Raw genomic sequence first — 20,679 nt, 5'->3', positions numbered from 1 at the left:
CCGCGTTGACACAGTCTATCAAATTGATTTAGATTCGTCATGTGTTCACCAACGACGGCAAACACCAACCCCCAGCGAAAGGCACCACACAGTGAAAAGACATCGGAGTCTCACACGAACAGCGGCTTTAGCCACAACCCTGACCCTCGGACTCGCCCTCACCGCCTGTGCCTCCGGCGGCGATAACGCGGGAGGCGGCGACGGCAAGTCGCTGACCCTCTGGACCTTCAAGCAGACCCACGCCACCGCCCTGGAAAAGACCGCCGAGGATTTCAAGGCCAAGACCGGCATCACGGTCAAGGTGCAGGCGATCACCCCGGATGACGCGTTTGTCACCAAGACCCAGGCCGCCGCCAAGACCGGCGATTTCCCGGACCTGCTCGAGGTACACTCGCGCGGCGAGGACTTCACCTTCGGCGCGGCCGGGCTGCTGGAAAACCTGGCCGACAAGATCACCCCCGAGTGGGACAAGAACTACCTCGAATCCGTGCGCAACGAGGGCACCGTGACCGCGGCGGACTTCAAGTCCTCGCAGGAAACCGGGTCGAAGATCGCCGGTGTCGAGGAGGGGCAGCGCCTGAGTGTGCCGCTGACCATCGGCACCTTCGGCATCGTCTATGCCAATAAGGAGCGTCTGGCCGCCGCGGGCATCACCGAGGCCCCCAAGACCTGGGAGGAATTCATCGCCGCCCTGGATGCGCTCAAGAAAACCAACCCCGACAACGGCGGCGTGACGATCGGACTCAAGTCCCCCTCGACCGGCCTGGAATGGCTGATGCAGCCGATGGGCTTCGGCCAGCTGGGCAAGGGCCCGTTCGAGGCCCTGTTCAAGGACGACAAGTCCAAGAACTGGAGCTCGGAGAACGGCACCAAGGTGCTCAGCGAGTACAACAAGATCAACCCGTACTGGATGCCGGGATCGCAGACCCTCGACATCGACCAGGCCGACCTGAGCTTCGCCCAGGGCAAGTCCTCGTTCCTGGTGGGTGGCACCTTCACGCTCTCCTTCCTCAACCAGAACGGTTTTGACACCGAGAACCTGATGACCTTCCCGGTTCCCCCGCCCGCCGACGGCGCGGTCAAGGATCTGGCGCTGGCTCCGTTCTCGCTGACCGGTCTCTCGCTGTCCTCCTCGTCCAAGAACAAGGATGCGGCGCTCAAGTTCATGGAGTTTGTCTCCGAGCCCGACAACGCCAAGAAGTTCTCCACCAACGCCCTCGACCTCGCCCCGGTTGACCTCGGCGCGGACCCCTCCAAGGAGGTCGGCCCGGTTCTCGGTGCGATGATGGCGGCGTTCGGCGAGGCCGGACCCAACACCTACAACCCGGGCGACACCTCCTACCGCCCCAACCAGTACGACCCGGGTGACGTGGGTGCGCTGCTGATGAACATGACCCCGCTCGCCCAGACCGATCCGGCGCAGACCGGGTCCAAGATGGCCGAGCTCATCGACTCCTACTGGGTCACCCAGAAGGGCTAAGCAATGACCAGCCACGTTACTCCCGACTCCGCCCTGCGCGGGGTCGGGGGTGACGGGGACCAGGACGGTCCCCGCCACTCCCCCCACACCGCGGCGGCCCCCACGCCTCCCGCCGCCGCGCCGAGCTCGCCGGCGTCCCCGAAGAAGCGGCGCATCCGCTACAACCGCACCGAATCCCGCTGGGGCTACGCCTTTGTGGCCCCCGCCCTGATCCTGTTTGCGATCATGGGTGTCTATACGATCGGATACGGCCTGGCGCTGAGCTTCGCCCGCTGGAACGGCTTTAGTCCCAACTGGGAATGGGTCGGCTTCCAGAACTTCACCGACCTGCTCTTCGGCAGCAAGACGTATGCACCCCGCGTACAGGCGGCTGCCCTGAACACCCTGTGGGTGTGTATCGCGGTGCCGGTGCTGACCATCGCGGTGAGCTTCCCGCTGGCCATCATCCTGAACTCGGCCAAGCGATTCCAGGGCATCCTGCGCTCGGTCTACTTTGTGCCCTACGTCACCACCGGCATCGCCGTATACCTGGCGTGGCAGTACATCCTGGAGCCCAACGGGGCGATCAACGGTCTGCTCCGGGTGCTGGGGCTGGGATCCCTCACCCAGCCGCAGGGCTTCCTCGGTAACCCCGACACCGCCCTGCCCACGCTGATCATCGTGCTGGTCTGGTCGGCGGTCCCGGTGGCCATGCTGCTCTATCTCACCGGCCTGCAGTCCCTGGACACCTCGGTGTTTGAGGCCGCCACACTCGATGGCGCGGGATGGTGGCGCACCAATACGTCGATCGTCTGGCCGCTGCTACGTGCCACCACCGGCATCGTGTTCCTGCTGAACCTGCGCGATGCACTGCAGGGCTTCCAAATCTTCCTGATCATGACCAACGGCGGACCGGGCAACCACACCAACGTGCTGGGCCTGGAAACCTACCGCCTGGCGTTCCTGTCCGAACTCTCCCCCACCCTGGGCCTGGCGAGCGCCCTCGGCTGGATGCTGTTCCTCGCCGCGCTCGCGATCGCCCTGATCAACCAACGACTCGAGAAGAGGGCCCAGTAGTGGTAGACCTCGCCCCCGCGCCCAGCGCGCGAAAAGCCCCCGCATCCACGCCCTACGCTCCCAAGCCCTGGTATACCCGGCTGTTCAACCTCAGCGGGAAAACCGTGGTGGGTCTGGTGCTTGGACTCTACGCCGTGGTCAGCCTGTATCCGTTTGCCTATATGGTCTCGGCGGCCTTCAAGACCACCGAGGAGGTCAACGCGGGCAACAACCTGATCCCGGCCAATCCCACCCTCGACACCCTGATCGACACCTGGAATCGGCTGCACTTCTTCGACTACTTCCTGAACAGCCTCTGGGTCACCGGCGCCACGACCCTCGGCGTGATCGTCATCTACTCCTGCGCCGCCTACGCATTCTCGGTGCTGCGCTTCCGCGGCAAGACACTGCTGTTCCGACTGTTCCTGGTGCTGCTGTTTGTGCCGGGCGTGGTCACCCTGCTGCCGGTGGTGATGCTGGAAAACGAGATGGGCATCCTGGGTACCCACCTGGGCCTGATCCTGCCCTTCATCAACGGATCGGCCCCGCTGGCGATCCTGCTGCTGACAAACGCGTTCAATGCGGTCCCCGGAGACCTACGCGAAGCTGCCCGCGTGGACGGCGCCGGGGAGCTGCGCATCTTCTCGCGGATCTACCTGCCGCTGGCGCGGCCCGCGCTGATCACCATCGCGCTGCTCACCGCGATCCCCACCTGGAATGAGTATCAGCTGACCCGCGTCTCGCTGAACGATCCCACCCGCTACACCCTGCCCATTGCCCTACAAAGCCTGCAACAGGGCGACACGGTTCAGTACAACACGCTCATGGCCGCGGCCCTGATCGTGGTGATTCCGATCATCATCCTGTTCTTCAGTCTGCAGCGCTACTTCGTGAACGGCCTCGTTGGGGCCGTGAAAGGTTAGGAACCTTCGTGAATACCATCTCCCCCACCCTCGTGATCACCGGTGCGGCCGGCGGGATCGGCGGTCCGGTCGCCCGGGCCGCCCTCGACGCCGGCTACCGGGTGATCGCCGCCGATCAGGCCCCCTTCGAACTACCCGGCGCGGCCGCCACCCTGGTGGGCGACCTGCGCGACCAGGCGGTCGTGGATGCGGTGTTTGACGCCGCCGGGCCCGATGTCTATGCGGTGCTGCACCTGGCCGCGATCCCCTCACCCGGTCAGTTTGATGACCATGACACCCTGGTGCGCAACGTGTCCTCGGCCTACCGGGTGATCGGCAAAGCCGGCGAGCGCGGCGTCCGCCGGATCGTCGCGGTCTCCAGCGCCTCGGCCGTGGGCTTCGCCTGGGCCGACCGTGATCTAACCCCGGACTACCTGCCGGTGGATGAGGAACATCCGATCGTTGCCGTGGATACCTACGGCCTCTCCAAGGTGTTCATGGAGCAGATTGCCGCGTTTACCCACCGCCGCTGGCATGTGCCGACCATCACGCTGCGCTTCCCGTTTGTGGGCACCGGCGAGCGCCTGCGGTACCGCCTGGACGAGATGGCACAGTCCCCGGCAACGGGCAGTCGCGACCTCTGGGCGTGGCTGGACACCCGGGATGCGGTGACGGCGATTCTGCGTTCGGCGGAGGTTCCCTTCGAGGGGTCCGAGGTACTGAACATCAGCGCCCCGGACACCATGTCGCCCTGGCCCACGCGGGAGATCGTCGCGGCGGCCTTCCCGGGCCTCCCGGTCCCCGACCGGGTCGGCGAATACGGCGGACTCTACGACACCACCCGCGCCGCCGATCTGCTGGGCCTCACCGAGTATCACGGCTGGCGTGCCGGTGCCTAGCGCGCCGGCCCTCGACTCCACAGGGGTATCGAACACCGCGGTTTCCCTCGCCCGGGACTCGCTCGGCGCACGAATCGATCCGATCGGGGCGCGCCTGGACTCGCTGATCTATTCCCGTGACGGCGGCGATCCGGTCGAGCTGCTCTACCGACGCGAGCCCGAGCCGGACCTACCCACGGATGCACCGGGGTCCAACGGGCAGTGGCACCGACGCTATGCCGGCGGCTGGCACACCCTGGTCCCGCACTCCGGAGATGAGCGCAGGGTGGACGGGGTCGCCCAGCCCTTCCACGGGGAGGCAGCCTGGAAAACCTGGCGGGTTTCCGCGGCATCCACGGCCCCGGGCGTGGCAGCGCGGGTGCACGCGAGTGTCACGCTGGACACCGTCCCGATTCGACTCGAACGTGTGTTCGAACTGTTCGAAACCACGCTGCGCATCACCCAGCGGGCAACCAACCTCGGCGAGCGCCCGCAACCGATCAGCTGGGCCGAACACCCGGCGTTTGCCCCACCACTGGTGGGACCGGGGCTCGGCATCACGCTCGGCGAGAGCGTGCTGCCGCTGCACATCCCCGCGCCGCCGGAGACCCACGGGGCGTATGCCGCGTATCCGTGCGGCTCCATCGGGCGTGCGGTCCTGGATAATCCGGCATCCGGTCTGTGTGCCACGCTGGAGTGGGATGCCGAACTGTTCCCCTATGCGTTCATCTGGCAGGAGCACCGGGCATCGCAGGGCTCCCCCTGGCATGGGATCGCCGACGTTCTAGCGGTCGAGCCCTCGGTGCGTCCCTACGATCCCGAGGATGAGCGTCTGGGCCCGCTGGTCATCGAACCGGGTGACACCATCGAAACCGCATTCACGCTGACCCTGTCCTAGAGCACGAACAAGACGCAGGACAACACAAAACGGACGGCACCCCACTCGGGTTGCCGTCCGTTAGTGTGTGCGCGGGTTTACCAGCCGGCGCGGAAGACCTGTCCGGTCTGCTCTCCGGCGACCGAGCGCAGGACCCACTGGGCCACCTCGGCGGCGGGCACCTGAGCGAAGCCACGGAATGCGCCGTGATACTGCACGGATTCGGTGACCACGGTGGGGCTCACCGCGTTGATGCGAATCCCACGCGGCAGCTCGGGCGCGGCCCCCACCACAAACCCGTTCACGGCAGAGTTGATCGCCGATGCGGCCGCCGAACCGGCCACCGGGTGGTCGGTCAGGATGCCGCTCACCAGGGTGAACGAGCCACCGTCGGCGACGTGGGCGGTTCCGCGCTGCACGGTTTCCACCTGGCCGAGGAACTTGCTCGCCAGTCCCGATTCGAAGTTCTCCCGGGTGAGCTCACTCAGCGGGGCGAAGGGGATTTCGCCGCCAAGCACAACCACGGCCTCAAACGGCGCGTGATCGGCGAACAGTGCGTCGAGGGTCTCGGGGCGGGTGAAATCCACCGCGGGGGTTGTCGAACGTCCCACTCCCAGGACGTCGTAGTGCTCACTCAGGGCGGCCACGGCCGCGCGCCCAATCTCGCCGGTGGCGCCAATTACCAGGACGGTCATCAGATTCCCCTCACATTCAGGATGCACAAAGGTGTGCACGCGTGAATACAACCACATTCGCGCCGGGGTATTCCACCGGTGCGGCACGGGATGCCGAGAGCGGGGGTACCGGGAAACTCGGACTCGAGGCAGCGCAGGCCGAGCGGCGAGGCTTCAACGTGACGCAAACCGCGACGCCGCGACGCGAAGGCTCAGGCCGCGCTGCCCGCCAGCTCATCGTAGGCCTCCCGCGCATCCTGCACGCCGCCCATGTGCTCGCGAGCCCAGTCTTCGAGCGCGCGCAGCGGCTCCTGCAGGGTCTCGCCCACCGGGGTCAGCGCGTACTCGACCCGCGGGGGCATCTCGGCATACACGGTGCGCTGGACCAGGCCGTCGCGTTCCAGACCGCGCAGGGTCTGGGTCAGCATTTTTTGCGAGACGCCGTCCACGCGGCGGGAGATCTCCCCAAAGCGGCGCGGTCCATCGCCCAGCGCACCCACGATGAGTACCGTCCAGCGGTCGCCGATGCGATCCAGCAGACGCCGGGTGGGGCAGTTTCGGTTGTAGGGGTCCAGCGCAAACTGCGTCATTTTTCTTCTCATTTCGCCCAAAATGCATGGTTACCGCAAAGTGCCTACTTCACAAGCGCGCTTTACTCTCTTATCGTAACTAATGCGACGCCGAAGACAAGGCGTGCACAGCGAAAGGACACCCAATGACTCAGATCACCATCCTCGGCGGTACCGGATACGCCGGATCCCACATTGCTCGCGAGGCCGTCTCTCGCGGCCTGAGCGTGCGCGCCTTCTCCCGCAGCGTGCCCGAGGCCCCCATCGAGGGCGTGGACTACGTCACCGGCGATGTTCAGGATGCCGACACCCTGACCGCCGCGGTCACCGGCACCGATGTGGTTGTGGTTGCCCTCTCCCCGCGTGGTGGCCAGGAGGGCAAGGTTGCGCCGCTGATCGCGCGCCTGGCCGCCGAGGCCGAGGCCGCAAGCGTCCGCGTGGGTGTCGTGGGTGGTGCCGGCTCGCTCCTGGTTACCCCCGGCGGGCCCCGGGTAGTGGACACCCCCGATTTCCCCGAAGCCGTCAAGCCCGAGGCGTTCGAAATGGGTGAGGCGCTCGAGCAGCTGCGCACGACCCCCGAGAGCCTGGACTGGTTCTATGTCAGCCCCGCCGGAGGCTTCGGCGCCTGGGCCGAGGGTGAGAAGACCGGCACGTTCCGCGTCGGCGGGGACATCCTGCTGGCCGACGCCGAGGGCAAGTCGGAGATCTCCGGTGCCGACTTCGCTCAGGCGATCGTGGACGAGATTGTCACCCCCGCGCACTCCCGCACCCGCTTCACCGTCGCCTACTAGGCACACATACACAAACGCACCCCGGTTTTCCGGGGTGCGTTTGTGCATTAAGCGCTAGCGGCGCAGCGACTCGGGCAGCGCCTCGTCAGTGAAGAGCAGCGCCAGGTACGCGCGCAGTGTTTCGGGCACACTCGCTCCGGGCACCTCGATCAACCACTCCTGCTGAATACCGTCCCAAAGCGCCACCAGGGCGGTCGCGGCAAGCTCGGGATCCACACCGGGGCGCAGCTCGCCGGCGGCCGCGTGGCAGCGAAGCGCCAGCGTGTAGAGGTCACGCACGCGCACAAAACGATCACGGAAGTACTCACGGGCGGGATGATCGCGCGTGGTTGCCTCCCCCAATAGCACCGCGTAGAGCGCGACGGGTTCCGGATTGCTCTCATTGGCAATCGCGAGATTCACCACCATGTCCACGATGTCGGTGGCACCCACCAGCTCGTCGCCGCGATCATCGCGCTCCTGCAACACCGCGCGCAACAGCGCCTCCTTGGTGGGAAAGTGATGCAGCAGGCTCGACTGCCCCATTTCCGCGCGGTCGGCAATTTCCTGCAGGCTCCCCGAACGGTAGCCCCGTGCCGTAAACACCCAGGTCGCCGCCGCCAAAATCTGATTTCTTCGCTCGGCACTCTTGGCGTACGGGCCGCGCGGACCACGCTTCTTCGGGACAGTCATGACCCCCATGGTACAGCCACAAAAAACTTTTCCGCCAAAACCGTTTGCACACTCGATTTTTAGTGTTAGTCTCGCAGCACACCACGGATCGATTCCCCATTCGATCCCCACCCACGACGATGTGGAGGCACCATGGAAGGACTTACCCGGAGGCAGCTTCTCGGCTACGGCGTGGCCGGACTGAGCGCCGCGCTGCTGGCGGGATGTGCATCCCCGGCACTCACGCAGCCCGGCACCGCCGGCCTGAGACCCGCGGCCCGCGCCGGCGAGCGAGTCACCCTGACCTACTGGACCTGGCTCAAGGACATGCAGCGGGTCGCGAACATCTGGAACGATCAAAACCCGGACATCCACGTCAACGTTGTCCCGGTTCCCCAGGGCAACGGTGGCGGATATCAGAAGATGTATGCGGCCCTGGCGGCCGGTGGCGGCCCGGATCTCGCCCACGTAGAACTCCGCGCCATTCCCGAGTTTCTCCTTGCGGGCGGCCTGACAAACCTCGCCGACTACGGTGCCCACACGTATCGGGAGCGCTATGACCCCACCCTCTGGGGGCAGGTCAGCTATCTCGATGGTGTCTACGGCCTCCCCCAGGACTCGGGTCCGATGGCCCTCTACTATCACCAGCCACTCTTTGACAGCGTGGGCGCCAGCGCACCCACGACCTGGGACCAGTGGGCGGACATTGCGGTCGAGCTGCGGAAAAACAAGACCTGGATCGACTGCTTCTCCCTTTCCGACGCCGGACCCTTTGCCGCGTTCGCCACCCAGGCCGGCGCCCGCTGGTTCACCCAGGGCGAGGGCGGCTGGGAGATCAATCTGCTGGATGAGGCCACGCTGGAGGTCGCAAGATTCTTTGACTCCGCCCTCGACCGAGACCTGCTGATCACCGGCTACGGGTCCTTTTCCCCGCCCTGGTCGGCGGCGGCGGCAAAGGATCAGATCGCCAGTCTCACCAGCGCCAGCTGGGCCGATTCGATCCTCGCCGACGTCAACGGAGGCTCGGGCAAGTGGCGGGTGGCACCGATGCAGCGCTGGGGATCGCGCGGGTTTGGATCCAGCGCCCTCGGCGGCTCCACGGTTGCGATCCTTGCCCACTCGAAGCACCCGCATGAGGCCCTGAAGTTTGCCGCCTGGCTCACCTCCACGGCCGAGGGCATCGACGGCGAAATCGCCTCGGGCATCGGCTGGTCCCCCACCCCCGACTACATCGGTGCTGCGCGCACCAAGCCCTCGGCATTTTTTGGTGGACAGAACTACAACGAGGAGATCATGCGCCCGGCCGCCGCCGACCAGAATCCCGACTGGGCCTGGTGGCCCCTCACCTTCCAGTCGTACAACATCCTGGCCGATGAGTTCCGGAAGAAGGCCGGCGGGCAGAGCCTGGTTGATGGCCTGCGCAACGCCGAAAATCAGATCATCACGGCCATGAAAAACAAGGGCCTGACCATCCGACAGGCGGCCCGCTGATGCCCGGGGGCAGCACCGGATCGCTCGCGACCCACGCCGAAAAGACCGCCACGTCCGGGACCGCAAGGCGGCGAGCGCAGCGGGCACCCTGGCTCCTGATCGCCCCATTCCTGGCCCTGTTCATCCTGACCTTTGCCCTGCCGATCCTGATGGCCGTGGTCTCCAGCTTCCAGCAGGTGGAGCGCCGCGGGCTCTTCGGTGAGGAGGGCGTGAGCAACGTGTTTGCCGGATTCAGTAACTACGCCCAGGCCCTCGGCGATTCAAACTTCATCACCTCGATCGGGCGAATGCTGCTTTTTGGTGTGGTGCAGGTTCCGGTGATGATCGCCCTGTGTACCCTGCTCGCCCTGCTGCTGGAGTCCGCCTCGGCACGCTGGCCCGGGTTTTTCCGGGCGGCCTTTTTCCTGCCCTACGGAATTCCCGGCGTGATCGCCACGATCCTCTGGTCCTTCCTCTATACCCCGGGACTCAGCCCGCTGATTGACGCCGCGAAGATCGTGGGTCTCGACGTGGATCCGCTGGGATCGGGCATGGTCCTGTGGTCGATCGCAAACATCGTCACCTGGACCTACACCGGCTACAACATGCTGATTGTCATCGCCCAGCTGAAGTCGATTCCCGGCGACATCTACGAGGCTGCCCGCCTCGATGGCGCCGGACCCGTGCGCATCGCCCGAAGCATCCAGATTCCGCTGATTCGTCCGGCCCTCATGCTCACCACGGTGTTTTCGATCATCGGGACACTCCAGCTCTTTGCCGAGCCCCAGGTTCTCGCCGCCTCATCCACCGCCATCGACAGCGGCTACACCCCCAACCTGGCCGCCTACACAAACGCGTTCGCCTATAACAACTACAACGTCGCCGCGGCCCAGGCGGTGCTCATCGCGCTGATCGCATTTGGGTTGTCCTTCACGTTCCTGCGCCTCTCGAATCGGGGTTCCAAATGACCGCAACGCCGCTCACCCGCCGTGCCGCCGCGCGCAGCGCACGCAGCGCAACGCCTCGACGCACCCGTCCCCGCACCCCCGGCACGCATCCGGGCCGCACGATCCTGGTCACCGGATTCCTGGTGGTGGTCGCGCTCTACTTCCTGGTGCCGGTGTACTGGGTGATCGTGGCCGCAAGCAAAACCAGTAGCGACCTGTTTGCGACCCCGGGACTGCTGTTTTCGGGACACGTGGTTCTCTGGGAGAACATCACCCAGGTCTTTGCCTACGGTGAGGGCATCTTCGGGCGGTGGCTTCTGAACTCGGTCCTGTACGCCGGGGTCGGCGCGATTCTCGCGACCTACTTTGCCGCGGCCGGTGGATACGCGCTGGCCAAGTACTCCTTCCGAGGTCGGGACACCATCTACGCGTCGATCCTCGGCGGCGTCCTGGTTCCGGGCACGGCGACCGCGCTGCCGCTGTTTTTGCTGTTCAGCTCGATCGGGCTCGCCAACACCTACTGGGCGGTTCTCCTGCCCTCACTGGTGTCACCCTTTGGGCTCTTCCTCTGCCAGGTGTATGCACGCACCACGATTGACGATGGCCTGATCGAAGCCGCACGTCTTGACGGTGCCGGCGAGCTGCGAATCTTCCACACGGTGGGCCTGCGCATCCTCACCCCGGCCCTGGTCACTGTGTTCCTGTTTCAGCTGGTGGGCATCTGGAACAACTACTTTCTTCCGCTCGTGATGCTCTCCGACGAGAAGCTCTACCCGGTCACGCTGGGGCTGCAGAACTGGAACACCCAGATCACCCGACTGCCCGAATTCTATGAACTGACAACCGCCGGGGTTTTGCTCTCGATCATTCCGCTGGCTATCGCCATGATCGTGCTGCAGCGATTCTGGCGCGGGGGCCTGACCGAAGGCTCCATCAAGTAGCCGCCGCGCCCGGCCCCACACACCTCCATCCGCCCCCCAATAAAGGAGCACCCATGACACCCACAATCTCGGGACGCACCCTCGTGTCCGATACCTCACCCTTCGGCGGCCGCGTACGCCCGGCCCGCGCCTGGCTGCACGGTGACGCGCCACATATCAACCTCAACGGGCTGTGGTCCTTCCGGCTGCTGAGCGAGGCGGATCCGCGCGGCGAGGCGGTGGACGCCTTTGCCCAGCGCTCAACCGATGTCTCCGCCTGGGACAGCATCGCCGTCCCCTCGCACTGGGTCCTCGGCGAGCGCCCGCACGGGGCACCGATCTACACAAACGCGCAGTACCCGTTCCCACTGGATGCTCCGTTTGTCCCGGACCACAACCCCACCGGCGACTACCGGTTGAGCATCGACGTGCCGGAGTCCTTCCTGGACCGAACCGAAACCGAGGCCGTTGTCCTGCGCTTTGACGGGGTGGAGTCCCTGGCCCGGGTGTGGTGGAACGGTGTGGAGGTGGGACACTTCTCGGGATCGCGGCTCGCCCATGAGCTCGATGTGACCGAACTGATCACCGCGGGCGAGAACATCCTGGCCGTGCGGGTGCACCAGTGGTCGGCCGCAACCTACCTCGAGGACCAGGACCAATGGTGGCTCCCGGGAATCTTCCGGGACGTAACCCTGATCGCCCGCCCCGTCGGCGGGATCGAGGACCTGTGGCTGCGTACCTCCTGGGTGCAAGGCACCGGGATGCTCGACCCCGAGCTGGTGGCATCCGAGGCGGCGTTCCCCATCAACCTGAGCATTCCCGAGCTGGATATCGCGCTCACCTGGAATTCGGCGTCGGAGATCGCGCCGCTCACGGTGACCGCGGAGGCCTGGTCGGCCGAGTCTCCGACCCTGTATACGGCGATCCTGTCGGCCCGCGGGGAGACCATCACCCAGCGCATCGGATTCCGCACGGTGGAAATCCACGGCGATCAGCTACTGGCAAACGGAACGCGCCTGGTGTTCCACGGGATGAATCGACACGAGGCGCACCCCGACCGCGGACGGGTATTCGATGAGGCGCACGCCCGGGAGGACCTGATTCGAATGAAGCGGTTCAACGTGAACGCGATCCGCACCAGCCACTATCCCCCGCATCCGCGCCTATTGGACCTCGCCGATGAGCTGGGCCTCTGGGTGATGCTGGAAAACGATTTGGAAACCCACGGGTTCCAGGTCTCCGATTGGCGCGGCAACCCGAGCGATGATCCCACCTGGCGCGACGCCTACCTCGACCGTATCGAACGAATGTTCGAACGCGACAAGAATCATGCCAGCATCATCATGTGGTCCCTGGGGAATGAGTCGGGTACCGGCATCAACCTGGCCGAAATGTCCACCTGGCTGCACCATCGCGACCCCTCTCGTCCGGTGCACTACGAGGGCGACTACACCGGCCGCTACACCGACGTGTACTCCCGGATGTACGCATCGGTCCCGGAGACCCGATCGATCGGTGACGGCAGCACGAGTGCCCTTCTGAGCTGCACCCCGATCGAGGCGGCGCGGCAGCGCGCCAAGCCGTTCCTACACTGTGAGTACGTGCACGCGATGGGCAATGGCCCCGGCGCGATTGATCAGTACGAGGACCTGGTTCGGGAGTTCCCACGCCTGCACGGTGGGTTCGTCTGGGAGTGGCGGGATCACGGCCTGCGCACCCACACCCCCGACGGAACCGAGTACTTCGGCTACGGCGGCGACTTCGGCGAGGAGGTCCACGACGGCAACTTCGTCATGGATGGGATGGTCTCATCCGATGACGTCCCCTCCCCGGGACTGTACGAGTACGCGGCGGTGGTTGCCCCGGTGCGCGTGAGCATCGCCCCGGAGGGCACCACGCTCACCCTCACCAATCTCCGCCACACCCTGGACACCGCGGATATCCGACTGCGCTGGGAACTCAGCTCGGATGGCACCGAGTACGCCGGCGGCACCTGGCCGATCTCCGCGGTCCGCGCCGGTGAGACCGCGTCGGCCACCGCGCCGTCCGAGCTGCTCACCGCACTCACGGCGCTCAGCACAGGCGAACCCGATACCGAGCACTGGCTGAGCGTGTACGCGGAGCTGAGCGCGGATACCGCGTGGGCCGATGCGGGCCACATCATCTCGCACACCCAGCGGCGGGTGAGCGCGCGGCCAGCCGTGATCCCGAGCGCACGCATCCCGAACTGGCAGGAGGGAAGCGCCCCGTCGGTTGAGTTGGGACCGGTGAGCCTGACCGAGGGACGCCTGAGCGCGCTCGCCGGAGCGCCGGTGAACGGTCCGGGCCTCTCGATCTTCCGCGCCCCCACGGATAACGACCGCGGTGAAGCGCAGGGCAGCCTCGATATCGCGGACCCCACCCTCAACCGCGGCCTGGGGACGGAGGCGCCGCCACATGCAAACACCTGGTTTGCGCACCGACTGTACCTGCTGCGGGCCCGGCACCTGTCCTCAGCCAGCGCGCCGGGGGCCGCGCACCTGAGTGAGCGTTATGCGGCACCGGCCTCCCCCGAGTCGATGCGCATGGACACCCGCTGGGAAAGCGTCCCCGGCGTCCCCGGCGAGCCCGATGCGGTGCTCCTGACGGTGGACATCACCCCGGACTCAACCTGGGATCTGACCCTGCCGCGCATCGGCGTGCGCTTTGACCTTCCGGGGGACGTGGACCACGCCCACTGGTTCGGAACCGGTCCCCGCGAGTCCTACCCGGACACCCGCACGGCCGCTCGGGTGGGCCGATTCGATGCCCCGCTGGATGACATGATCGTGCGCTACGCCCGCCCCCAGGAGAGTGGCCACCGATCGGATCTGCGCACACTCACCCTCTCCCGCGGCGGATCCCCGTGGATCACGCTGACGGCCCTCCCGGACGCTGCGGGGCGACTCCCCGGCTTCGGGCTCTCGCGCTGGCGTGCCGAGGAGCTGGCTCAGGTGGCGCACTGGCACCAGCTGCCCCCGTCCGAGCGGGTCTTCCTCACGCTCGACGCCGCCCACACCGGCATCGGCTCGCGCATCTGCGGCCCGGACATCTGGCCCGAGTTCGCCCTCCGAGCCGAGGCCCGCACCATCCGACTGATCATCCGGCCGGCGCACTAGACCCCGCACGCGTCCGGGTCCCCCATCATTGGCCCGGGCGCGTGCGGCCCCTGGGGAGGGAACAGACGGCCGCCGCCAATTCGGCCCGGCGGCGGCCGTCATCTCTTCATCCCTGACCGTCGCCGAGACCCTGCAATGGCTCGCGAGGTGACGAGGGGCGACCCAAACGATTGCCCAACTCCAACAAAAAGACCGCCACCCAAATTCTTGGGTGGCGGTCTTGTTTGTGGGCCCTACCGGGATCGAACCGATGACATCCACGGTGTAAACGTGGCGCTCTACCAGCTGAGCTAAAGGCCCTCCGTTGCCGTAGCAACAAGATTTACAATAGCAGGATCTCCGAGCCCGGTGGCAATTCGTCCCCCACCCCGGGCGCGCCGTCCGAGCATCCCCCGGGCAAACTCCAAGCGGAACCCAAGGCGCAAGGCGACCGCGGATACACACCACAACCTATCCCAGCTGGGCCAACGCCTCGCGATAGCGCTCGATCGCCCGCGGCTCCCCCGGTCCGGTGATGAACGCGTCGCGGATAACACCGTCCGTGCCGATCACAAAGGTCGCGCGTTCGGCCACACCGCGGGACTGGTCAAACACCCCGTAGGCCGAGGCGATTTCGCCGTGGGGCCAGAAATCCGAGAGCAGGGAGAAGGTGTAGCCGGCACCGTCTGCCCAGGTGCGCAGCGCCCACTTGGAATCCACGGTGATCACCAGGAGTTCGGCGTTCACGGCGGCAAAATCGGCGACGTTATCGCGCAGCGCATCCAGCTCCCCGGTGCACACACCGGAGAAGGCCAGCGGGACAAAAACCAGCACCACGGGACGGGTGTCGCGGAATGCACTCAATCTGATCTCTTCGCCAAACTGGTTCCGCAGATCAAAGTCCGGTGCCGGAGACCCAATTTTGCGCATCTTTTTCCCTCTGTTCGCCGCGGAAACTCTACGTTCACACTACCGGAGCAGAAAAAACCTGCCGGGCGAATCACGTTAATGCCCTCCGGGTCGGTAGGCTTGGAGGAAACGTGCACAACCTTTGTATCCCAAATGCTGCGCGCGCTAAAACCCACCAAATGTTCGGCACGATCTGCCATGAAAAGAAAGGTCGACGGTGACTGTAAACGACCAGGACCCGTACTCCGTCAACAACTTTGACGTCGATCCGGAAGAAACCGCCGAGTGGCAGGAGTCCCTCGACCAGCTCGTTCACACCCAGGGCCCCGCCCGCGGACGTGACATGATGATGAGCTTGTTGAAGCGCTCCCGCGACCTCCAGCTGGGTGTCCCGATGGTTCCGACCACGGACTACATCAACACGATTGCTCCGGCCAACGAACCCGAATACCCGGGTGATGAGGCCATCGAGCGCCGCTACCGAGCGTGGAACCGCTGGAACGCCGCGATGACCGTGCACCGGGCCCAGCGCCCCGGCATCGGTGTCGGCGGACACATCTCCACCTACGCGGGTGCCGCAACCCTGTACGAGGTGGGCTTCAACCACTTCTTCCGCGGCCAGGACCACGCCGGCGGCGGAGACCAGATCTTCTACCAGGGCCACGCCTCCCCCGGCGCGTACGCACGTGCGTTCCTCGAGGGTCGCCTGACCACCGATCAGCTGGATGGCTTCCGTCAGGAAAAGTCGCACGCCGGTGGGGGCCTGAGCTCCTACCCGCACCCGCGTCTGATGCCGGACTTCTGGCAGTTCCCGACCGTGTCGATGGGTCTGGGACCGATCAACGCGATCTACCAGGCACAGGCCAACAAGTACCTGACCAACCGCGGTATCAAGGACGCCTCCGACCAGCAGGTCTGGGCCTTCCTCGGCGACGGTGAGATGGATGAGGTCGAGAGCCGCGGTCAGCTGCAGGTTGCGGCAAACGAGGGCCTCGACAACCTCAACTTCGTGATCAACTGCAACCTGCAGCGCCTGGATGGCCCGGTACGCGGTAACGGCAAGATCATGCAGGAGCTGGAGAGCTACTTCCGTGGCGCCGGCTGGAATGTGATCAAGGTGGTCTGGGGACGCGAGTGGGATGACCTGCTGGCCCGGGACACCGAGGGCGCACTCGTCAACCTCATGAACGAGACTCCCGACGGTGACTACCAGACCTATAAGGCCGAGTCCGGTGCGTTTGTGCGTGAGCACTTCTTCGGCCGCGACCCGCGGACCGCGGCACTGGTGGAGAACTACTCCGACGACCAGATCTGGGGCCTCAAGCGCGGTGGCCACGACTACCGCAAGGTCTACGCGGCATTCAAGGCGGCGAGCGAGCACAAGGGCCAGCCCACCGTGATCCTCACCAAGACCGTCAAGGGTTACGGCCTCGGCCCGACCTTCGAGGGCCGCAACGCGACCCACCAGATGAAGAAGCTGACGCTGGAAGACCTCAAGCTCTTCCGTGACGCCATGCAGATCCCGATCACCGACGCGGTGCTCGAGGAAAACCCCTACCAGCCGCCGTACTACCACCCCGGTAACGACAACGAGGCGATCGAGTACCTGCACGAGCGTCGTCGCGCGCTGGGCGGATACCTGCCCGAGCGTCGCAGCAAGTACACCCAGCTGAACCTGCCCCAGGACGATGCCTACCGCATTGCCAAGAAGGGTTCGGGCAAGCAGGAGATCGCCACCACCATGGCATTTGTTCGACTGCTCAAGGACCTGCTGCGCTCCAAGGACTTCGGCAACCGCATCGTCCCGATCATCCCGGACGAGGCCCGTACCTTCGGTATGGATGCCTTCTTCCCGTCGGCAAAGATCTACAACCCCAACGGCCAGCACTACACCTCCGTGGACCGCGAGCTGCTGCTCGCCTACAAGGAGTCCCCGCAGGGTCAGATCGTGCACGTGGGTATCAACGAGGCCGGAGCACTGGCCGCCTTCACCGGACTGGGTACCACCTACTCGGTTCAGGGTGAGGCACTGATCCCGTTCTACGTGTTCTACTCGATGTTCGGATTCCAGCGCACCGCCGACGCCATCTGGGCCGCCGGCGACTCGATGGCTCGCGGATTCATCGTGGGTGCCACCGCCGGTCGTACCACCCTGACCGGTGAGGGCCTGCAGCACGCCGATGGTCACTCGCCGCTGCTCGCGTCGACCAACCCGGCCGTGGTGTCCTACGACCCCGCCTACGGATACGAGATCGGCCACATCGTTCGCGATGGCCTGGACCGTATGTACGGCGGAAACCACGAAGACCCCAACGTCATGTACTACGTCACCGTGTACAACGAGCCCTATGTGCAGCCGGCCGAGCCGGAGAACCTGGACGTGGATGGCCTGCTGAAGGGTATCTACAAGCTGCGCGATGGCGGCGAAGGCGGAGTCAAGGCTCAGCTGCTCGCCTCCGGCGTGGCGGTCCCCTGGGCTCTCGAGGCTCAGGAACTGCTCGCCACCGACTGGGGTGTGTCCGCCGATGTCTGGTCGGTCACCTCGTGGTCGGAGCTGCGTCGCGAGGGTCTCGCGGTCGAGGAGCACAACTTCCTCTACCCGAACGAGGAGCCTCAGGTTCCCTACCTGACCACCAAGCTCTCCGGAGCCGAGGGTCCGTTCGTGGCCACCAGCGACTACATGCACGCCGTCGCCGACCAGATCCGTCAGTTTGTCCCGGGTGACTACGCCACCCTGGGCGCCGACGACTTCGGCTTCTCGGACACCCGTGCGGCTGCCCGTCGCTACTTCAAGATCGACAGCCACTCGCTGGTTGTGCGCACCCTGGAGCAGCTGGCGAAGCAGGGCAAGATCGACCGGGCCGTTGTCGGCCAGGCGATCGAGCGCTACCGTCTGCTGGATGTCAACGCCGGTACCACCGGTAACGCCGGCGGCGACGCCTAGGCGGTTCGGACACAGATGAAGGAGCGTACCAAGGCAGAAACCCTGGCCTGGCTGCGCCGGATTTCCGGCGAGCTGGCCACGGTCACCCTGGGCAAGCTTGAAGAGGACCTGCCCTGGTATGCGGAGATGCCGCCTGGGCGACGATCGGCCGTTGGCCTCGTCGCCCAGGCGGGCATCACCTCCTTCATCTCCTGGTACGACGATCCACGCTCCACTCCGTGGATCGCGGCCGACGTGTTCGGGGCGGCTCCGCGTGAGCTGCTGCGATCGGTCAGCCTGCAACAAACCCTTCAGCTGATCCGCATCACCGTCGAGGTGGTTGAGGATCGGGTGAAGAGTGGTGGACAGGGTCTGCGTGAGGCGATCCTGCTGTACTCGCGGGAAATCGCGTTCGCCGCGGCCGATGTGTACGCCCGCGCCGCCGAGGCCCGCGGTCTCTGGGATGCCCGGCTGGAGGCGCTCGTGGTGGATTCGATCCTCGCGGGCGAGGCCGACGATGAACTCCCCAGCCGCATTGCAGCCCTCGGCTGGCACGGTCACGGCGAGGTTGCGGTCCTCGTGGGCACCACCCCCTCCCAGCTGGATGTTGACCAGCTGAGACGCGCGGCCCGCCACATGGCCGCCGACGTGCTGATCGGTGTGCAGGGCGGGCGCCTGGTCCTGGTGATCGGCCGATCCACGCCGCGCGATCAGATTCCCGAAGAGGAAACCATCGGCACCTCTCCGGCCAAAACCTTCTTTGAAATCGCCAGCCAGCTGGCCCCCATGTTTGGTGCCGGACACCTGGTACTCGGCCCCGAGGTGGGCACGCTGGTGGAGGCGTCCCGCAGCGCCCGCGCGGCCCTCGCCGGCTTCGCCGTGGCCCGCTCGTGGCGCAACGCCCCGCGACCCGTGGCCGCCGATGACCTGCTGCCCGAGCGCGCGCTAGCCGGCGATCCGATCGCCCGGCAGACCCTGATCGAAAAGGTCTACCGTCCGCTCCAGGCCCACTCCAACGAGCTGGTCCTGACCCTCTGGTGCTACCTGGATAACGGACGCTCGCTTGAGGCCACCGCCCGCGAACTCTTTGTGCACCCCAACACCGTGCGCTACCGCCTGAAGCGCGTCTCCGAGGTCATCGGCTGGGATGCCACCGGCGCCCGCGAAGCGCTGATTCTCCAGTCGGCACTGATCCTCGGCTCGATCGGCGAGCCCGAGCAGCGGCGCAAGCGCTAACCGGCGGTGCGAGACAACCCACCGGCGCGGCGCTCGATCAGAGTTCCGGCCGTGATGGCGCGTCGAGAAGTCTTCATGTTATTTTTCTGAGATCGCGACGATTGACTAGGAGGTGATACCCGTGTCCGCAGTATCCACACCGGGTGCCTCCCGCCCGTCACGCGCGAGGTTCTAGGCGACTGAGGTCGCCCGGGAGAGCACCCGCAATCCTTCGGGAAAGGCTCACCATGCACACCTCACACTTATCTTCACCGCGCCGGATCGATCGCGCGCTCGTCCTCGGCGGGGGCGGTTCCACCGGTAATGCCTGGCTGATCGGCGTCATCGCCGGGCTTGCGTCCACCGGTCTGGACGTCGCCTCGGCCAACCTCACGATCGGGACCTCGGCCGGTGCCACGGCCGCCGCCCAGTTGACCGGCGACTCCCCCGCGGCCCTCTTCGAGGCGGCGCTCGCTGCTCCCCCAATGCGCCCGAGCCCGGGCTCGGGCACCTCACAATCGGACGCTTCGCGGACGGCCAACTCACAATCCCACGACTCACATCCGGTCACCTCACAACCGGACGCCTCGCGCCCGGTCGCCTCACAATCCCACGGCTCACGTCCGGTCACCTCGCATCTGGAGGCACTCACCCGCACCATTGCCGCCTCAGCCGACCTGGCGGACTTCCGTCGTCGCATCGCTGCCAAAGCCCTGGAACGCGAGGCGGGTTCAGACGGCAGCTGGTCGAGCGGCTGGCGCGACACCGTGACTGCCCGGCTCCCCCGGGCGCACTGGCCCCGGGACCGCGAGATCCTGCTCACCGCCCTCGACGCCCACACCGGCGTCCCCCGAGAGTTCTCCCGGGGCGATCGCGTGGACCTGATCGATGCGGTCGCGGCGAGCTGTGCGAGCGGTCTGCCCTATCGGATCGGCGATCACGCGTATCTCGACGGCGGCTTCCGAGCCAACGCCGAGAACGCCGACCTCGCCGCCGGGGCCGAGCGGGTGCTGGTGCTCTCGCCCTTCGGCGGCCGCTCGCTGCACCCCGAGGGATGGGGCACCCACCTCGCCGCGCAGGTCCACGCCCTCCGTGCGGGCGGCAGCCGGGTTGAGGTGATCGTCCCAGATGCCGAGACCGAACACCTGTTTGGCCCCCACGCCATGAACCCGAGTCTCCGTCCGGACGCCGCCCGGGCGGGCTTCGCGACCGGCCTCGCGCAGGCCCCACGGGTTCGGGCGCTGTGGAGCGAGTAGTTCCTTCTCCGGTCGGCGGGTGAAACGCGGGAGGTCCCGGATCCGAAACCGGATCCGGGACCTCCC

17 protein-coding genes and 1 tRNA gene are annotated in these 20,679 nt (G+C 66.1%); 13 read left to right on the top strand and 5 right to left on the bottom strand.

What is annotated here, in order from left to right; genetic code table 11:
• Nucleotides 1-91: 91 nt before the first annotated feature.
• From M2390_RS06335 to M2390_RS06315, 5 genes are read left to right on the top strand one after another with little or no spacing between them, the layout of a single operon-like run.
• On the top strand, nucleotides 92-1,480 hold the full coding sequence (locus M2390_RS06335; protein WP_259177664.1) for an ABC transporter substrate-binding protein: 1,389 nt from the start codon (nucleotides 92-94) through the stop codon (nucleotides 1,478-1,480).
• Between the two features lie 3 nt (nucleotides 1,481-1,483).
• Entirely contained in the window at nucleotides 1,484-2,536 is a 1,053-nt protein-coding gene (locus M2390_RS06330; RefSeq protein WP_259177663.1) for a carbohydrate ABC transporter permease, read from the top strand.
• Nucleotides 2,536-3,438 carry a carbohydrate ABC transporter permease gene (locus tag M2390_RS06325; protein ID WP_220700578.1) on the top strand — a complete coding sequence of 301 codons (903 nt, stop codon included), beginning with the start codon at nucleotides 2,536-2,538 and terminating at the stop codon, nucleotides 3,436-3,438. The genes M2390_RS06330 and M2390_RS06325 overlap by 1 nt, the downstream gene beginning before the upstream one ends.
• A gap of 8 nt (nucleotides 3,439-3,446) precedes the next feature.
• Entirely contained in the window at nucleotides 3,447-4,316 is an 870-nt protein-coding gene (locus tag M2390_RS06320) for an NAD(P)-dependent oxidoreductase (RefSeq protein ID WP_259177662.1), read from the top strand.
• Nucleotides 4,309-5,193, top strand: coding sequence for a hypothetical protein (locus M2390_RS06315; RefSeq protein WP_259177661.1), 885 nt, complete (start codon nucleotides 4,309-4,311; stop codon nucleotides 5,191-5,193). The genes M2390_RS06320 and M2390_RS06315 overlap by 8 nt, the downstream gene beginning before the upstream one ends.
• Nucleotides 5,194-5,270: 77 nt before the next feature.
• Here the strand turns inward: M2390_RS06315 and M2390_RS06310 are convergent, their stop codons facing one another.
• Nucleotides 5,271-5,867, bottom strand: coding sequence for a short chain dehydrogenase (locus M2390_RS06310; RefSeq protein WP_259177660.1), 597 nt, complete (start codon nucleotides 5,865-5,867; stop codon nucleotides 5,271-5,273).
• A gap of 191 nt (nucleotides 5,868-6,058) precedes the next feature.
• A complete protein-coding gene (locus tag M2390_RS06305) occupies nucleotides 6,059-6,436 on the bottom strand; it encodes a helix-turn-helix domain-containing protein (protein WP_259177659.1) in 378 nt (125 codons plus the stop codon).
• 125 nt (nucleotides 6,437-6,561) lie between these two features.
• On the opposite strand from M2390_RS06305, the gene M2390_RS06300 reads away from it, so the two are divergent.
• Entirely contained in the window at nucleotides 6,562-7,206 is a 645-nt protein-coding gene (locus M2390_RS06300; protein WP_259177658.1) for an NAD(P)-dependent oxidoreductase, read from the top strand.
• A gap of 54 nt (nucleotides 7,207-7,260) precedes the next feature.
• On the opposite strand, the gene M2390_RS06295 is transcribed toward M2390_RS06300, so the two are convergent.
• Nucleotides 7,261-7,878: a TetR/AcrR family transcriptional regulator gene (locus M2390_RS06295; RefSeq protein ID WP_259177657.1), complete on the bottom strand. Its 618-nt coding sequence runs from the start codon at nucleotides 7,876-7,878 to the stop codon at nucleotides 7,261-7,263.
• A gap of 132 nt (nucleotides 7,879-8,010) precedes the next feature.
• Between M2390_RS06295 and M2390_RS06290 the strand changes: the two genes are divergently transcribed.
• The 4 genes from M2390_RS06290 to M2390_RS06275 are packed head-to-tail and all read left to right on the top strand — an operon-like array spanning nucleotide 8,011 to nucleotide 14,331.
• A complete protein-coding gene (locus M2390_RS06290; RefSeq protein WP_259177656.1) occupies nucleotides 8,011-9,348 on the top strand; it encodes an extracellular solute-binding protein in 1,338 nt (445 codons plus the stop codon).
• The gene (locus M2390_RS06285) at nucleotides 9,348-10,295 is read left to right on the top strand and encodes a carbohydrate ABC transporter permease (RefSeq protein WP_259177655.1); all 948 of its coding nucleotides are present in this window, start codon (nucleotides 9,348-9,350) and stop codon (nucleotides 10,293-10,295) included. The genes M2390_RS06290 and M2390_RS06285 overlap by 1 nt, the downstream gene beginning before the upstream one ends.
• The gene (locus M2390_RS06280; protein WP_259177654.1) at nucleotides 10,292-11,215 is read left to right on the top strand and encodes a carbohydrate ABC transporter permease; all 924 of its coding nucleotides are present in this window, start codon (nucleotides 10,292-10,294) and stop codon (nucleotides 11,213-11,215) included. The genes M2390_RS06285 and M2390_RS06280 overlap by 4 nt, the downstream gene beginning before the upstream one ends.
• 53 nt (nucleotides 11,216-11,268) lie before the next feature.
• Nucleotides 11,269-14,331 (top strand): glycoside hydrolase family 2 TIM barrel-domain containing protein, encoded by a 3,063-nt coding sequence (locus tag M2390_RS06275; protein ID WP_259177653.1) that lies wholly within the window; start codon nucleotides 11,269-11,271, stop codon nucleotides 14,329-14,331.
• 227 nt (nucleotides 14,332-14,558) lie between these two features.
• On the opposite strand, the gene M2390_RS06270 is transcribed toward M2390_RS06275, so the two are convergent.
• Nucleotides 14,559-14,631: transfer RNA gene (locus M2390_RS06270), tRNA-Val, on the bottom strand.
• Nucleotides 14,632-14,781: 150 nt separating this feature from the next.
• Nucleotides 14,782-15,240, bottom strand: a complete 459-nt coding sequence (locus M2390_RS06265) for a peroxiredoxin (RefSeq protein WP_259177652.1) — start codon at nucleotides 15,238-15,240, stop codon at nucleotides 14,782-14,784.
• Between the two features lie 196 nt (nucleotides 15,241-15,436).
• Between M2390_RS06265 and aceE the strand changes: the two genes are divergently transcribed.
• The 3 genes from aceE (at nucleotide 15,437) to M2390_RS06250 (ending at nucleotide 20,613) form a co-directional block, all read left to right on the top strand.
• Nucleotides 15,437-18,163, top strand: a complete 2,727-nt coding sequence (gene aceE / locus M2390_RS06260; RefSeq protein ID WP_259177651.1) for a pyruvate dehydrogenase (acetyl-transferring), homodimeric type — start codon at nucleotides 15,437-15,439, stop codon at nucleotides 18,161-18,163.
• Nucleotides 18,164-18,178: 15 nt separating this feature from the next.
• Nucleotides 18,179-19,378 (top strand): CdaR family transcriptional regulator, encoded by a 1,200-nt coding sequence (locus M2390_RS06255; protein WP_030143638.1) that lies wholly within the window; start codon nucleotides 18,179-18,181, stop codon nucleotides 19,376-19,378.
• A 227-nt stretch (nucleotides 19,379-19,605) separates the two neighbouring features.
• Nucleotides 19,606-20,613 carry a patatin-like phospholipase family protein gene (locus tag M2390_RS06250; RefSeq protein ID WP_259177650.1) on the top strand — a complete coding sequence of 336 codons (1,008 nt, stop codon included), beginning with the start codon at nucleotides 19,606-19,608 and terminating at the stop codon, nucleotides 20,611-20,613.
• Nucleotides 20,614-20,679: the final 66 nt, after the last annotated feature.

Source organism: Mycetocola sp. BIGb0189, assembly GCF_024810155.1.
Taxonomy (GTDB): domain Bacteria; phylum Actinomycetota; class Actinomycetes; order Actinomycetales; family Microbacteriaceae; genus Mycetocola; species Mycetocola lacteus.
Note: the sequence above shows the minus strand (reverse complement) of the source record. Positions and strands in the feature narration are given on the sequence as shown.